Here is a 14,700-nt window from a genome sequence, read left to right on the forward strand (position 1 = left end):
CAACGCCTTCGCGGGGCATAGCCAGGCTGGCGGAACGAACCGCCGCTCCAAGCGTCCAATAGGCGCCCGTTTCTGATGGAGGCGGGCGTGCTCGGCTATTGCGGCCGCAGGACATTTGCGATCAGGCCGGAGGATCGGATGCAGGCGCTGGAAGGACTCGACGCCAAGCCATCGCACCAACGTCTGTGGGATAGGCACGCAAGCCCGATCTCGATCCTCGTCCTTGGCGGCCTGTTGCTGGCGGCGGGCCTAGGCCTCGCCGGTGGGCAGCCAAGCCCGCCGCGTACCGTCGATTTCGGCGATGCGCGCCTGACGGTGAAAACGCCGACGACTATCCGCAACGGCGAGTTTTTCGAAACTGACATCACTTTGACCGCGGACGCTCCGCTCGATGACGCGGTGGTGGCGGTAACTCCAGCGCTCTGGCACGACATGACCGTCAACACGATGATCCCGGCGCCCGCCGAAGAAAGCTTTGAGGACGGCCGCTTTCATTTTTCTTATGGCCCGCTGGACGCCGGCGATAGCCTTCACATCAAGATCGATGGCCAGATCAACCCGCCGCTGTTCGCGGGGACCACAGGTGACATTGCGGTCTTCGACGGCAAGCGGCGCATTGGCACAATGCCGCTTTCGATCCAGGTGCTGCCCTGATGGATATCGTCCTTCGCGCCACGGTGATGTTCTTCATCCTGTTCCTGCTGATCCGGCTGCTCGGCAAGCGCGAGCTCGGCCAGATGACGCCGTTCGAATTCGTCGTGCTCGTCGTCCTCGGCGACCTGATCCAGCAGGGTGTGACGCACAACGACTTCAGCCTGACTGGCGCGACGCTCGCCATCTGTACCTTCGCCTTCTGGGCGCTGGTGCTTAGCTGGACCGCCTATCTGTTTCCGCGTGCCAAGGATTTGCTCGAAGGCGCGCCGCGCGTGATCGTGCGCGACGGCGAAATCGTGACCGAAAATCTGCGGCGTGACCGGCTGACGCGCGACGAGATATTGTCCGAAATGCGGCTCGCGGGGATTGGGCGGATGGCCGACGTCGCATGGGCGATCCTCGAGCCGCAAGGCAAGATGAGCTTCATCAAGAAGAAAGACGGCGCGTCGCCGCAGCAGGATCGCGAGGACCCCGCGAACTAATAGATCGGGGTGATCTGCATTAGCGGAAGCGGGCGCGGCGTCCCGTCGCTGAGGTCGGGGCCAAGGTCGTCCCATTCCTCGCCGCGCGACACCAGGTCGGCGAACAGATTCTGAGCGGCGGTTTGCGTCTCGGCCGACCGGAATTTATACGAAACCGGTGGCGGCGTTCCCGTGCGCACCGTCGCAAAGGCCGCCTCATAGGCCGGGATCGGGGGCACGACTTTCGCGCTCGCCGCAATCCGGATCGTATAACGCTGCAGTCCCGAGGCGACGTTCCGCCATCGCACCCAATAATGATTGTCGAACGAGAATTGGTAGAGGCGTTCGCCGGCGACCGTGCCTTTCAGCGAAATGCTGTCCAATATGTCCTGCGACATGTCGAGGTTCATGCCGCCCTCGACCTTGTCGAGCGCGACATGGACGATCCGGTCGCGTTGGCCGGGCGCGCGCGATTGCAACAGGTCGCGCCAGTTCTGCATCGTGCTGATGATCCCGAACACGAAGCCGGACACTTCGGCCAGCGCGAGCGGCCGGGCGATCGAGCTATAGCTGCGTTGCCAGCCGCGATTGTTGTGCAGCGGAAGCCACACCGCGGCCTCGGCCTCGTCCCGCGGATTGCGGGGTTCGGGGTTCTCGACCTGCGGATCGTCGCTGCTTTGGGGATAGACGAGGTTGATCGCGAACGTCGGCCAGCGCGGCAGTGGCGCGTCGAACAGGTGGAGCGGAAAATTGCTCGAAACGCCGCCGTCGGAAAACCAGCAGATGCGAAAGCCCTCGATCAGCGACAGCGGCGCCTCGCCGCCGGTGGCCAGACTGTCGGTGCTCTGGCTCAGCGTCGTCTCCTTGGCGTCCCCGCCGTCATCGAGCGTTTCTCCTTCGGTCTCGCTGCGGAGCGTTCGCTTCCCGACGGGCTCGTGGAGCGGCACCGCGCTGATCAGCAGCGGAAAGCTGAGGCTCATCCGCATCGCCACCAGCACGGGCATCCGGCCCTTGCCGGGCAGGCGGAAGTAATCCTTCTCCCCGACCCGATCGGGCGACCCCGCCATCGCCACCATCGCGTCCACGACTGGCTTGGGGAACAGCAGGTCGAACTCCTCGCGCAGGAACCAGAAGGACGCGTCGGTAAAGGGCAGTGTCCGCGGCTCGTGATGCGAGACACCCGTCGTGATCATCTGGAGCGAGATCGCCGTTTCGGTGTTCGGCTCACCGGGGTAGCGCGGCGCGGCCCAGAGATCGTCGAACAGCAGGGGCTTGGCGATGTCCTTGCCCGACAGCGATTGCAGGACCTCGTGCAGCCATTCGGTCAGCGCCGGCTTGCTATCCTTCCGCACGCTCAGGCCCGAACAAAGCCCGAGCAGATTGCGCCGCGTGACGCGCGCAACACGCAAAACGGCGGCAATCGCGGCGCCGAGATAGGCGCATATCGCCGACGGCAATAGCACCGCGGCAATTCCGGGCGCGCCCGCAAGCCAGTAACCGCCCGTAAGGAACAGGCCGAGCAGAAGCAGCGCTTCGAGGGGCGCGATCGCCACCACGGCTACCGCAGCCGCCAAGGCTTTCCGCAGCATGCTCGCATTCCCGGCGAGGGTAACGATCAGGCGATAGGCGTTCCGCCCGCCACGCGCGGGCTGGAAGAGGCCGAAGATGAAGCCCTCTGACGAAAGTTGCGCCGCTATGCGCTCAAGACCGGCAAAACCGAGCGTTGGGGGGCAGGGTGCCGTCGATCCCGATGCGACATGCTTGCGGTCGCCCAGCGCCGCCGCCGCGGTGGCAGCCGCGGCGATCGCGCCGGCCGACGTCCCACCGATATTCTTGAACCGGAAATCGCGCGCGAGCGCCAGGACGGCGTTGGGATAGACGATCCCGCTCGTGATGCCGCCCTTCATCACCAGGTCGCAATAGCGGGTGGCTGTTTGGCTCATGTCATCGCTCTCCGGATGGGCGGGCTTTTCCCTTTATTACCCCGGCGCGCCAGTCAAGTCGCTGTCCTTCTTGATGAATAGGTCCGATCGAGCGCACCAGATAACGCAATTGCTTATGCTGTGTTGGGGTTGTAATACGGGCGCTGCGCATGAAATGGTTCCGTAAACCCGAAGGCCCCGATCCCACCCTCGCCGCGACGCCGGGTGGCCCGTTCGCCGATATAGCAGCCCCGCCGCCGCCCATTGAACCCGAGACACGCGGGCGCAAATGGATGCGCCGCATCTCGCGCGGCTTTGCGATCTTCGCCGTGGCTTTCATCCTGCTCGTCGGCTGGCTCGCGCTCACCGCACCGCTCTCGAAATCGCTCGAGCCGATCGCGCCGCCGCAAATCACCTTGCTCGCATCTGACGGCACCCCGATCGCGCGCATCGGGGCGATCGTCGACACACCCGTGAAGGCGGCGGATTTGCCTAAGCATGTGACCGGCGCCTTCCTCGCGATCGAGGACCGGCGCTTCTATACGCATTGGGGCGTCGATCCGCGCAGCATCGAGCGCGCCGTCTGGAGTAACCTCACCGGCGGGCGCACGCAGGGCGGCAGCACGATCACGCAGCAGCTCGCGAAATTCACCTTCCTGACGCCCAAACGCACGCTCGGTCGCAAAGCGCGCGAGGCGCTGATCGCCTTCTGGCTCGAAGCTTGGCTCAGCAAGGACGAGATCCTCGAACGCTATCTTTCGAACGCCTATTTCGGCGACAACACCTATGGCCTGCGCGCCGCCTCGCTCCATTATTTCTATCGCCAGCCCGAGAAGCTGACCCCGGCGCAAGCGGCGATGCTCGCGGGACTGGTACAGGCGCCGTCGCGCCTCGCGCCGACCAAAAATCCCGACCTCGCCGAAAAGCGCATGAAGCTGGTGCTGAACGCGATGGTCACGACGGGCTATCTCACCGAGCAGGAGCGGAAGGCGCTGCGCACCCCGCGCATCGACGTGCGCAGCCGCAACACGCTGCCCACCGGCACCTATTTCGCCGACTGGGCGCTGCCCGCGGCGCGGAAATTGAGCGACGTCGGCTATTCGCGCCAGACGATCGCGACGACGCTCGACGCGCGGTTGCAAGGCGTCGCGCGCCGCGTGACGGGGCGCGCGGGGCTGGGCAAGGCGCAAGTCGCGCTCGTCGCGATGCGCCCGAATGGCGAGGTCGTCGCGATGATCGGCGGCAAGGATTATGCCGCATCGCCCTTCAACCGCGCGACGCAGGCGCGGCGCCAACCCGGTTCGACCTTCAAGCTCTTCGTCTATCTTGCCGCGCTGCGCGCCGGTTGGGACCCCGACGACATGATCGACAACAGCGCGATCGAGACCGGCTCCTATCGCCCCAAAAATTCGGGCGGCGCCTATTCGAAGGAAATCAGCCTCGAAGACGCCTTCGCCTCGTCGAGCAATGTCGCTGCGGTCCGCCTGCTCCGCGAAATCGGCGACGACAAGGTCATCGACATGGCGCGCGACCTCGGCGTCACCGCGCCGATGGCCAAGGGCGATCCCAGCCTCGCGCTCGGCACGTCGAGCATGACCTTGCTCGAACTCACCGCTGCCTATGCCGCGGTTGCGGCGAACAGCTATCCGGTCGAACCGCACGCGTTCGAGGCCGAGGAAAAGGGCTGGTTCGAAAATCTGATCTCAGGCCCGTCGAGCTTCGGGTCGCGCGAGCATGAGGATATCGAGCAAATGCTGCGCGCCGCGGTCAATCGCGGCACCGGCCGCGCCGCGCGGCTGCCGCAGGCCAATTTTGGCAAGACGGGCACCAGCCAGGACAATCGCGACGCGCTGTTCGTCGGTTACGCCAACGGCCTCGTCGTCGGGGTGTGGATCGGCAATGACGACAATACGCCGCTTCAGGGCATTTCGGGCGGCGGGCTGCCGGCGCGCATCTGGCGCGACTTTATGACCGAGGCATCGGGCAAAAAGGCCGCGCCGCGGCCGAAGAAGGTGGTCGATCCGACCGGTCCCGTCGAGCCGCTCGATATTCCCGACATCGGCGACATCCCGATCGGCGACCGGACGCGCATCGGCATCGAGGGTGACAATGCCGTCATCTCGACCGAAATCAACGGCAGCCGAATCGACCTGCGCCTGCCGATGCCGGAGGGGCGCCCGACGATCCAGGAAGGGCGCCCGCCGCCCGAGGCGGCCACCGTGCCGCCACCGGGATAGGCCAACTCATCGCCGGGATCAGGCGGCCGACAGGATCTCGAACGCTGCGGTCGCCATCGTCTGCCCGTTGACGATCAACTCGACTTCGTGCCTCCCCGGATGATGGCGGCGGGTGCTGAAGTCGCGGATCGTCTGGCTGATGCCGAGCGACGCGGTCTCTCCCGCCGCAAGTTCGAACGTTTTCAGCTTGAAGACCTTGGCGGCGCTCTTGCCGCCCGCGCGTGCATAATGGACGCGATAATCGACCACCAGTCGCTGATTTTCCGATGAATCCGATGCGAGGTTGGCCGTGATGGCAATCCGGTCGCCAAGATGGACGGCCGACGGCGCAATGCTGAAATCGCGTACGCTTACCGCGGCCCCATGGCCGACCCCAATCAGCGCCAAGGCGGCGGGATCGCCCTTCTTGATCAGCGTGCGCAGCGCGTGGCGGACGATCCAGACCGTGCGTGCATTGTCCTGCGGCCACGTCGCGAGGCGATCCAGCAACCAGTCGGGCCGGTCCTTGGCGATATCATTCAGATGGTTCGCGACCGATTTGCGAACATACAGGCTCGGATCGGCTTTCAGTATTTCGAGGATCGGCGCCGCCAGTGTCGGGTCGGACTTCAGCGCCGGGATGCGCGCCGCCCACGGCAAGCGCGGCCGCGCGCCTTCGCTCGCGAGCCGGCGGACATGCTCGTCCTCGTTGCTGGCCCATCGCGCCATGACGGTCAGCGCGCGGCGCGTATCCGCGGCCAGAAACGGGCGGATCGCAAATTCGGCCGAGCCGAAGCGCGTCAGGTCGGCGAGGGCGTCCATCGACGGGTCGAAATCATCGAGGCCATAGCGCGCAACATATTCGGTGACCGCCATCGCCTGAAAAGCGTGGGTGAGCCGCGGCGCCATCGCGCGGACGACATCGAGCGCCGCCGCATAATCACCGGGCAGCGCCGCATGGAGCGCGTCGGCGATATGGCGCACACGTTCCATGATCGACAGTGCATCGAGTCCGTCCGACGCCGCGGACAAAAAGGCGGCGTGATCGAAATGTCGCGACGCCGCCACCCCCGCATCGCCGATCGTTTCGAGCGCTTGCGGGCCGAGAATATCCTTGAGCAGGGCAGGGGACGCGGCCTCGTTCGTCATGCAGTTTTGCTTGGCGCCTTAGCGTCGCTCGACCAGTCCGCCGCCCAGCGCGACATAGAGCGTCACCAGATTGTCGACCTGCGCACGCCTCAGCTCGATCAGCGCCTGTTCGGCGGCGAACAGATTGCGTTCGGCGTCGAGCACTTCGAGATAGGTCGAGACCCCCTCGCGGTACCGCTTGCGCGCCAGATCGGCGATCTGCCGGGTCGCGAGCGTGCCGCGCTCCTGCGCTTCGACCTGCTCGGCGAGGTGGCGGCGTCCGGCGAGCGCGTCGGCAACTTCGCGGAATGCGCCCTGCACGGTGCGTTCATAGGTCGCGACCGCGATATTCTCGCGCGCCTCGGCAACCGTAAGATTGCCCTTGTTGCGCCCGAAGTCGAAGATCGGCAGGCTGATCGAGGGGCCGAAGCTCCACGTCATACCGTTGTCGCTGAACAGATTGTCGAGCGACCCCGAGGCGAAACCGAAATTGCCGGTCAGCGAGATCGACGGGAAGAAGGCGGCGCGCGCGGCGCCGACATTGGCGCGCGCGGCACGCAGCCGCTCTTCGGCCGCCACCACATCGGGCCGCGCGACGAGCAGGTCCGACGGCAGACCAGCAGTCAGCGTCGGCGACTGGCTCTGCGCGACGAGCGGTAGCGGCGCGGGCAGGGGGCCGGTCACCGGTCCGCCGGTCAGCACGGCGAGGAAATTGTCGGCCTGCGCCTTGCCGAGCTTCAGGCTGGCAAGTTGCGTTTCGGCCTGCGTCAGCAGCGTCTCCGACTGGCGATAGTCGAGCGCCGAGGTGACTCCCGCGTCGAGGCGGCGCTTTGCGATCCGCAGCCCTTCCTTGCGGCTCGTCACCGTGGCTTCGGCGAGCTTGATCTGCTCCTCGGCGCCGCGCGACGCGAAATAGGAGGAGGCGACGTCGCGGACGAGCGCGAGACGGAAGGCGCGTTCGGCCGCCTCGGTCGCGAGATACTGGCTGCGCGCGGCTTCGGAGAGATTCTTGACGCGGCCCCAGAAATCGAGCTCGAACGAGGTCACGCCCACACCGACCGAATAGCGATTGGACGTGTCGGTGCCGGGGCCGGTCAGCGAGGCGCCACGCGTGCGTGTCGCGGCGGCGCTGGCGCCCACGGTCGGCAGGCGATCGGCGTCCTGGATGCGGTACAGCCCGCGCGCTTCCTCGATTTGCGCGACCGCGACGGCGAGGTCACGATTGCGCTCGATCGCCTGCGCGATCAGCACTTCGAGCTGCGGATCGGCAAAGAAGTCCTGCCACGACACTTCGGTCGCCCGCTGCCCCAGCGTCACATCGCCCGCGAACTCGGCCGGATAGGCGGGCGCGGTGGGTAGCGCCGGGCGCTCGTGCTTCGGCGCCATATTGACGCATCCGGCGAGCGTCGTCGCTGCGAGCAGCGCGATCAGATTACGCATGACCGGGTTCCTCATGATGTCCTTTTTCGGCGGGTGCGGGCGGCCGCTTGCGGCTGATCCACTTGCGCACCGAGAGATAGAAAAGCGGGATGAAGAAGATGCCGAGCAAGGTCGCCGCGATCATCCCGCCCATCACGCCCGACCCGACCGCGATGCGGCTGGCGGCGCCGGCTCCGCTCGCGATGACGAGCGGCACCATGCCCAGGATGAAAGCGAGGCTGGTCATGATGATCGGCCTGAGGCGCAGCTTCACCGCTTCCATCACCGCGTCGAGCGTCGATTTGCCCTCGGCCTCCTGTTCGATCGCGAATTCGACGATCAGGATCGCATTCTTGGCGGCCAGCCCGATGATCGTGATCAGGCCGACGTTGAAATAAATGTCCGCCGACAGCCCGCGCAGCATCGAGAAGAGCACCGCGCCGAGCACGCCGAGCGGCACCACGAGCAGCACCGCGACGGGCACCGACCAGCTTTCATAAAGCGCCGCGAGCAGCAGGAAGACGACGACGAGCGACAGGCCGAGCAGCATGCCGATCTGGCCCGCCGACTGCTTTTCTTCATAGGAGATGCCGGTCCATTCGAAGGAGAAGCCGGCGGGCAGCGTCTGCGCCAGCCGCTCCATTTCGGCCATCGCTTCGCCGGTCGACTGGCCGGGTGCGGGTTCGCCTGAAATCGTCATCGCGGGATAGCCGTTATAGCGCTGGAGCTGCGGGGCTTCGGCCGACCATTCGGCGGTGCTGAACGATCCGAAGGGCACCATGTTCCCTGCCGCGCTGCGCACGCGCAGGTCGAGCACGTCCTGCGGCGTCATGCGGCTCGCGGCATCGGCCTGGAGCAGCACGCGCAGCACGCGGCCTTCGCGGGTGAAGTCGTTGGCGTAGGCGCTGCCGAAGCTGATCGCGAGCGTCGCGTTGACGTCGCCGATCGACAGGCCGAGCGCGCGTGCCTGAATCCGGTCGATATCGACCTTCAGCACGGGTGCATCTTCCTGCCCTTCGGGGCGAACGTTGGCGAGCAGCTTGCTCTGCATCGCGCCGCCGAGCATCTGATTGCGCGCGGCGATCAGCGCGTCGCGCCCGTTGCCGCCGCGGTCCTGCAGCTTGAAGGTGAAGCCGCTCGACGTACCGAGTTCGGGGATCGACGGCGGGCTCAGCGAGAAGGCGAAGGCTTCCTTGATGTTCGCATAGGTGCCCATAGCCTTGCCCGCGATCGCGTCGGCGCTGTCGCCTTCGCCCTTGCGTTCTTCCCAAGGCTTCAGCGGGGTGAACATGATTGCGTTCGCCTGTCCCTGTCCAAAGAAGCTGAATCCGTTGACCGTCACGACATTGGCGACCTGCGGCTGCTCGGCGAAGAAGGCCTTCACCTGCTTGGTCGCTTCGTTGGTGCGCTGTGTCGTCGCGCCCGGGGGCGCCTGGATCACGGTCACCAGATAGCCCTGGTCTTCCTGCGGCAGGAACGAGCCCGGCAGGCGGGTGAAGAGCAATGCGGTGATCGCGACCATCGCGACGAACACGCCGAGCCAGCGCAGCGGCGTCGCCAGCATCTTGCCGACGCCGCCTTGATAGCGGTCGGTCGTGCGCCCGAACCATTCATTGAACCGGCCGAAGAAGCGGTCGAAGAATGCGCCGATGCGGCCCTTGCGCGCGGTCTGGTCGTGCGGCTTCAGCAGCGTCGCGCACAGCGCAGGCGTCAGCGTCAGCGCGAGCAGCGCCGAGAAGGCGATCGAGATCGCGAGCGTCATCGAGAATTGACGATAAATGCCGCCGGTCGACCCGGGGAAGAAGGCCATGGGGATGAACACCGCGATCAGCACCAGCGTGATGCCGACGATCGCCGAGGTGATCTGGCTCATCGCCTTCACCGTCGCGTCATAGGGCGACAGATGCTCCTCGTTCATGATGCGCTCGACATTCTCGATCACGACGATCGCGTCGTCGACGAGAATGCCGATCGCGAGCACCATGCCGAACAGGGTCAGCACGTTGATCGAGAAACCGAACATCCAGAGGCCGAGGCATGCGCCCGCGAGCGCGATGGGAACCACGACGGTGGGGATGACGGTCGCGCGCCAGTTCTGGAGGAACAGGAACATCACGAGGAAGACGAGCAGCATCGCTTCGCCCAGCGTCTTCACCACTTCTTCGATCGACAGGCTGATGAAGGGCGTTGTGTCGTAGGGGATTGACCAGGTGATGTCGGGCGGGAAGCCCTTCGACAGCTCGTCCATGCGGTCGCGAATGCCCTGGGCCGTCGACAGCGCGTTTGCGCCGGGGGTCAGCTGGACCGCGAGGCCCGCCATCGGCTTGCCGTTGAGTTCGGACGAAAAGAGATAGCTCGCTGCGCCCAGTTCGACGCGCCCGACATCGCCGAGCGTGACCGCCGACCCGTCGGGGTTGGCGCGCAGGATGATGCTTTCGAACTGCTCGGGCTTGGTAAAGCGGCCTTGCGTCGTGATCACGGCGTTGAGCTGCGCGCCCTTGGCGATAGGTTGATCGCCAAGCTGGCCGCCCGGCGTCTGGCTATTCTGTTCCTGCACCGCGCCGAGCGCTTCGGCCGCCGACAGATTGTAGGAGGCGAGCTTTTGCGGATCGAGCCAGATGCGCATCGCATATTCGGGCGCAAAGGCCTGAACGTTGCCGACGCCGTTCACACGCCGCAGCTCGTCGAGCACGCGCGTGTTCGCGAAGTTGTTGACCTCCATCGGGTCGGTGTTGCCGCTCTTCGACGTGATCGCGACGATCAGCAGGAAGCCCGAATTGGCCTCGGTGACCGAAATGCCCTGGCGGCGCACATCTTCGGGCAAACGCTGCTCGACGCGGCGCAGGCGGTTCTGCACCTCCATCTGCGCATTATCGATGTCGGTCCCCGCCTCGAAGGTCAGGTTGATCGACGCGGTGCCGTTCGATTCGCTGGTCGAGGCCATGTAGAGGAAGCCCTCGACCCCGTTCAGTTCCTGCTCGATGACCTGCGTGACATTCTGCTCGAGCGTCTTGGCGTCGGCGCCCGGATAGGTGACGCCGATCGTCAGCGACGGCGGCGCCACCGACGGATATTGCTCCACGGGAAGCCCGCGCAGCGCGATGATGCCCGACAACAGGATGCCGATAGCGATGACCCACGAAAAGATGGGCCGGTCGATGAAGAAGCGGGGTGTCATATCAGGTCAGCGCTTTGTCGTCGGCGCGGACTGCGCCCCTTTTGCCGGTGCGACGCGCACCGGCTGGCCCGGCTGGACCTTTTGCAGCCCGTCGACGATCACCCGGTCGCCGGGTTTCAGCCCGTCGAGGATCGCCCACTGGCCCGCGACCATCGTGCCCAGCTTCACCGGGCGCGGGGTCGCGATATTCTTGGCATCGAGCACCATGACGCTGGCATTGTCGGCGGCCAGCTTGACCGCGCGCTGGGGGATCAGGACGCCGCCGGCACGGTCGCCCGCAAAGATGCGCGCGCGAACGAACTGGCCGGGCAGCAGCGCCGCGTTCGGGTTCGGGAATTCGGCGCGCAGCGCCGCGGTGCCCGTCGCCTCGTCGATCGACAGGTCGAGGAAGTCGAGATGGCCGACGACCGGAAAGGCGGTGCCGTCCTCGAGGATCAGCTGGACTTCGACGCGTTCGAGTTGCGGCACGCTGACCTTGCCCGATCCCATCTCGCGGCGTGTCGCGAGCAGGTCCGAACTCGACTGGCCGAAATTGACATAGACGCGGTCGATCTGTTCGATCGTCGTCAGCAGGGTGCCCGCACCCGCGCTGACGAGTGCGCCCTCGGTCACTTCGGCGCGCCGCGCGCGGCCCGAAATCGGTGCGGTGACCATCGAATAGCCAAGATTGAGCCGCGCCGATTCCAGATTGGCCTGTGCCGCCGCGACGTCGGCCTCGGCGGTACGCTGCGCGGCAACCGCGGCGTCATATTCCTGCTTGCCGATCGCCTGGTCGGCGAGCAGCGGCTGGTAACGGCCGACGACCTGCCGCGCATTGGCGGCGGTCGCCTGCGCACGGGCGAGCTGCGCGCGCGCCGCGTTGGCCGTGGCGGTCAGCTGGCGCGGATCGATGCGGAACAGGGCCGTACCGGCTTGCACGAAGCTGCCTTCGTTGAACAGACGGCGTTCGACGATGCCGTCGACGCGGGCGCGGACTTCGGACGTGCGATACGCCTGAACGCGGCCAGGCAATTCGATCACATTCGGTACGGCCTGCGTGCGGACCGTCACGATATTGACCTCGGGCGGCGGCGGCGCGGGCGGCGCCTCGGACGAGCAGGAAGCCAGCAATAGGGCCAGCGCAGCGCCGGCGGCGCAGCTGAGAGGACGAGAGCGACTCATAGGGACCCCTGAAAAAATCGCAGTTGTGCGGGATTTGTTTATACGCAAAAGCTTGCGTTGGGACGTCATGTAATTTAAATTACAAAAAAGCGCAAGGGAGGGGGGAAATTTTGAGCATGTCGGAATCGGCCTTATGTCAAATGGATAGGCTATCGCCACGCGAACGGCGGCAGAATGCGATCCTCGATGCCGCCGAGGCGCTGTTCCTCGAACAGGGGTATGAGCGCACGAGTCTCGCCGAAATCGTCAAGCGTTCGGGCGGCTCGCTCGCGACGCTCTATGAATTGTTCGGCAACAAGCAGGGGCTGCTTCGCGCGATCGCAACGCGGTGGTGCGACGAAGCGATGCTGCGGTCGCTCGACGACGACGCGACCCGGGGGTTGTCGACCGTCGAAATTCTGAAGAGTTACGCGCATCGCCAAAGCGAACTGATGGAATCGCCGCACGCCGTCGCGCTGATGCGCATGCTGATATCCGAGAGCCTGCGCGACCATGAATTCGCGATGCAGATATACCGCGACCTGCACGTGCCCGCGCTCGAGGAACTGATCGAGCTGTTCGCGGAATGGGCGGCGACCGGTAAGGCCGACATCGACCGCCCGGAAGCAGCCGCGCGCCTCTTTTTCGATATCGTCGTCGGCGATTCGATGCTGAGCACGCTGATGGGGATCGAGGACGAATGGCTCGACCCGGAAGAGATTGACTGGCGGCTCCAGCCGTTCCTGTCCCATTTCAATATCCGCTAGCGCCGCCCAGCGGGCAGCGGCGATCTGTTGACATGGCTGTCAATAACTGAAAGCGTGCCGGCTCCTGTTTCGGGAGCATCGCGCCTTGGCCAGTACCGCCCTGCCTTCGGCCGCCCGCGCCGACGAAACCCCGGCATTGCGGCCACGGACGGTCGCCGCCTATGCCGCGACGGCAGGGCCGACGGTTATGCTGGGCTTGCCATTCAGCGTCTACTTGCCGCCCTATATCGCCGAGGGCGGCGTCATTTCGGTGGCGCTGGTCGGGCTGCTCTTCTCGCTCACGACGATATGGGACGGCGTCGTCGACCCGCTGATCGGCACGATGGTCGACCGCGTGCGCACCGGGCTCGGCGCGCACCGGCGCTGGATGCTGCTCGCGATCGTGCCGCTGGCGCTGCTACTGCTCGCGCTTGTGACCGTCGGCGACCGGCTGCCCTTCGCAGCGCTCTTCCTGATGATGATATTCTTTTATTCGAGCTACAGCCTCTACGAGGTCGCGCAATTGTCGTGGGGGTCGGCGCTGGTGCGCACGCCCGCCGACAGCGCGCTTCTCTATGGGATGCGCGACTGGTTCGCGAAGATCGCGCTGATCTGCGCCTTTGCCGCGCCCGCAGCGGCGCAGCTCCTGATTCCGGGGATCAGCCTGCAGGGACGGATCATGGCCTATGCCAGCCTTTTCCTGCTCATGGCGCCGGTCGCGCTCTTTGCGATCCGTCTCGTCCCGCCGCGTGCCGTGGTGGCGGAAGCGGGTATCGGCTGGCGGCACGAGATTCGCGCGTCCTTCTCCTTCCCGCCGCTGATGCTGCTGCTCGGCGTGCAGTTCCTCAACAGCTTCGCGTTCGGGTCGCTGACCGCGCTGTTCGTCTTCTTCGCCGCCGCGGTGCTCGATCTCGACGCGCAGAGCGCGGTGCTGCTCTTCGCCAGCTTCCTTGGCGGGGCCTTCGCGTCGCCCGTCTGGACCTTCCTTGCGCGCCGCTTCGGCAAGCCGCCGATGATGATCGCGATGGGGCTCCTGATATCCAGCCTGCTTGTTGCGACCTTGTTCCAGCAGCCCCGTGGTCTTGCGCAGGCCGTCGGCTTCTCGCTGATGCTCGGGACGGGGTTCGTCGGATTGCTCTTCACTTACTCGATGCTCGCCGACCTGATCCCGCAGGATGCCCGCCGCTGCGGCCGCAACCGATCGGCCTTTCTCTTCGCGCTGCTCAACCTGATGCAGAAATTCGGCGTCGCCGCCGCGATCGCGGTCAGCTATCTCTTGCTCGACCTCGTCGGCTTCGATCCGCAGAACGGTGAGGCCGCGGCTCGCGAACTGCACCTGCTCTTCGCGCTACAACCGACACTCAGCTGGATTGTCATGGCGGGGTTGCTGCTCGGGATGCAGCGCGCGCTGTCCCGCCTTTGACTTGCAATCGCCGCAACGCCCAAGTAAAGGCCGCGTTCATTCGGACAGATGCGCCGTTTTCCTTCCGCCTTTCGCCGACACGCTCGGGGAGGGTGGGCGGACTATTGCCCCAAGCGCGCTTGACGCGTGGGGGGCGGCAACCCATCTGGCCCGGATCATTGACGTAAAAAGACAGGACGATCGACATGGCGAAGACCAGCCCGGCTGAGTTCATCAATCAGGTACGCGCCGAAGCCCGCAAGATCGTGTGGCCGACCAGCCGCGAAACGGTGCAGACGACGATCATGGTGCTGATCATGACGACGATCCTTTCGCTGTTCTTTTTCGGCGTCGACACGGTTTTCAACGCGATCGTCAGCTGGCTGACGTCGCTCGCGCGCTAACGCCCGCGGTTACAGGGACAGGATACGGAT

General features: G+C 65.5%; 11 protein-coding genes. 6 read left to right on the plus strand and 5 right to left on the minus strand.

What is annotated here, in order from left to right:
* Positions 1–75 precede the first annotated feature (75 nt).
* Together FG91_RS14185 and FG91_RS14190 are read left to right on the plus strand one after the other, a co-directional pair.
* Positions 76–654, plus strand: a complete 579-nt coding sequence (locus tag FG91_RS14185) for a hypothetical protein (protein WP_037516030.1) — start codon at positions 76–78, stop codon at positions 652–654.
* Entirely contained in the window at positions 654–1,136 is a 483-nt protein-coding gene (locus tag FG91_RS14190; protein ID WP_037516032.1) for a DUF421 domain-containing protein, read from the plus strand. Before FG91_RS14185 ends, FG91_RS14190 begins: the two co-directional genes overlap by 1 nt.
* Here the strand turns inward: FG91_RS14190 and FG91_RS14195 are convergent.
* Positions 1,133–3,058 carry a patatin-like phospholipase family protein gene (locus tag FG91_RS14195; RefSeq protein ID WP_037516034.1) on the minus strand — a complete coding sequence of 642 codons (1,926 nt, stop codon included), beginning with the start codon at positions 3,056–3,058 and terminating at the stop codon, positions 1,133–1,135. The two genes, FG91_RS14190 and FG91_RS14195, sit on opposite strands and share 4 nt — an antisense overlap.
* Positions 3,059–3,207: 149 nt before the next feature.
* On the opposite strand from FG91_RS14195, the gene FG91_RS14200 reads away from it, so the two are divergent.
* The gene (locus tag FG91_RS14200; protein ID WP_081940600.1) at positions 3,208–5,274 is read left to right on the plus strand and encodes a transglycosylase domain-containing protein; all 2,067 of its coding nucleotides are present in this window, start codon (positions 3,208–3,210) and stop codon (positions 5,272–5,274) included.
* An 18-nt stretch (positions 5,275–5,292) separates the two neighbouring features.
* On the opposite strand, the gene FG91_RS14205 is transcribed toward FG91_RS14200, so the two are convergent.
* From FG91_RS14205 to FG91_RS14220, 4 genes are read right to left on the minus strand one after another with little or no spacing between them, the layout of a single operon-like run.
* Positions 5,293–6,402 (minus strand): DNA alkylation repair protein, encoded by a 1,110-nt coding sequence (locus FG91_RS14205; RefSeq protein ID WP_037516035.1) that lies wholly within the window; start codon positions 6,400–6,402, stop codon positions 5,293–5,295.
* An 18-nt stretch (positions 6,403–6,420) separates the two neighbouring features.
* Positions 6,421–7,821, minus strand: a complete 1,401-nt coding sequence (locus tag FG91_RS14210; protein WP_081940601.1) for an efflux transporter outer membrane subunit — start codon at positions 7,819–7,821, stop codon at positions 6,421–6,423.
* Positions 7,814–10,978, minus strand: coding sequence for an efflux RND transporter permease subunit (locus FG91_RS14215; protein ID WP_037516037.1), 3,165 nt, complete (start codon positions 10,976–10,978; stop codon positions 7,814–7,816). The genes FG91_RS14210 and FG91_RS14215 overlap by 8 nt, the downstream gene beginning before the upstream one ends.
* Before the next feature lie 6 nt (positions 10,979–10,984).
* The gene (locus FG91_RS14220) at positions 10,985–12,139 is read right to left on the minus strand and encodes an efflux RND transporter periplasmic adaptor subunit (protein WP_037516040.1); all 1,155 of its coding nucleotides are present in this window, start codon (positions 12,137–12,139) and stop codon (positions 10,985–10,987) included.
* A 140-nt stretch (positions 12,140–12,279) separates the two neighbouring features.
* Between FG91_RS14220 and FG91_RS14225 the strand changes: the two genes are divergently transcribed.
* The 3 genes from FG91_RS14225 to secE all read left to right on the plus strand — a co-directional run bounded on the left by FG91_RS14225 (position 12,280) and on the right by secE (position 14,670).
* The gene (locus FG91_RS14225; protein WP_037516043.1) at positions 12,280–12,885 is read left to right on the plus strand and encodes a TetR/AcrR family transcriptional regulator; all 606 of its coding nucleotides are present in this window, start codon (positions 12,280–12,282) and stop codon (positions 12,883–12,885) included.
* An 85-nt stretch (positions 12,886–12,970) separates the two neighbouring features.
* Positions 12,971–14,287, plus strand: a complete 1,317-nt coding sequence (locus FG91_RS14230; RefSeq protein WP_152568118.1) for an MFS transporter — start codon at positions 12,971–12,973, stop codon at positions 14,285–14,287.
* A gap of 185 nt (positions 14,288–14,472) precedes the next feature.
* Entirely contained in the window at positions 14,473–14,670 is a 198-nt protein-coding gene (secE, locus tag FG91_RS14235; RefSeq protein ID WP_037516049.1) for a preprotein translocase subunit SecE, read from the plus strand.
* Positions 14,671–14,700 lie beyond the last annotated feature (30 nt).

The sequence above is a fragment of the Sphingopyxis sp. LC81 genome (assembly GCF_000756375.1).
Classification (GTDB): Bacteria; Pseudomonadota; Alphaproteobacteria; order Sphingomonadales; family Sphingomonadaceae; genus Sphingopyxis.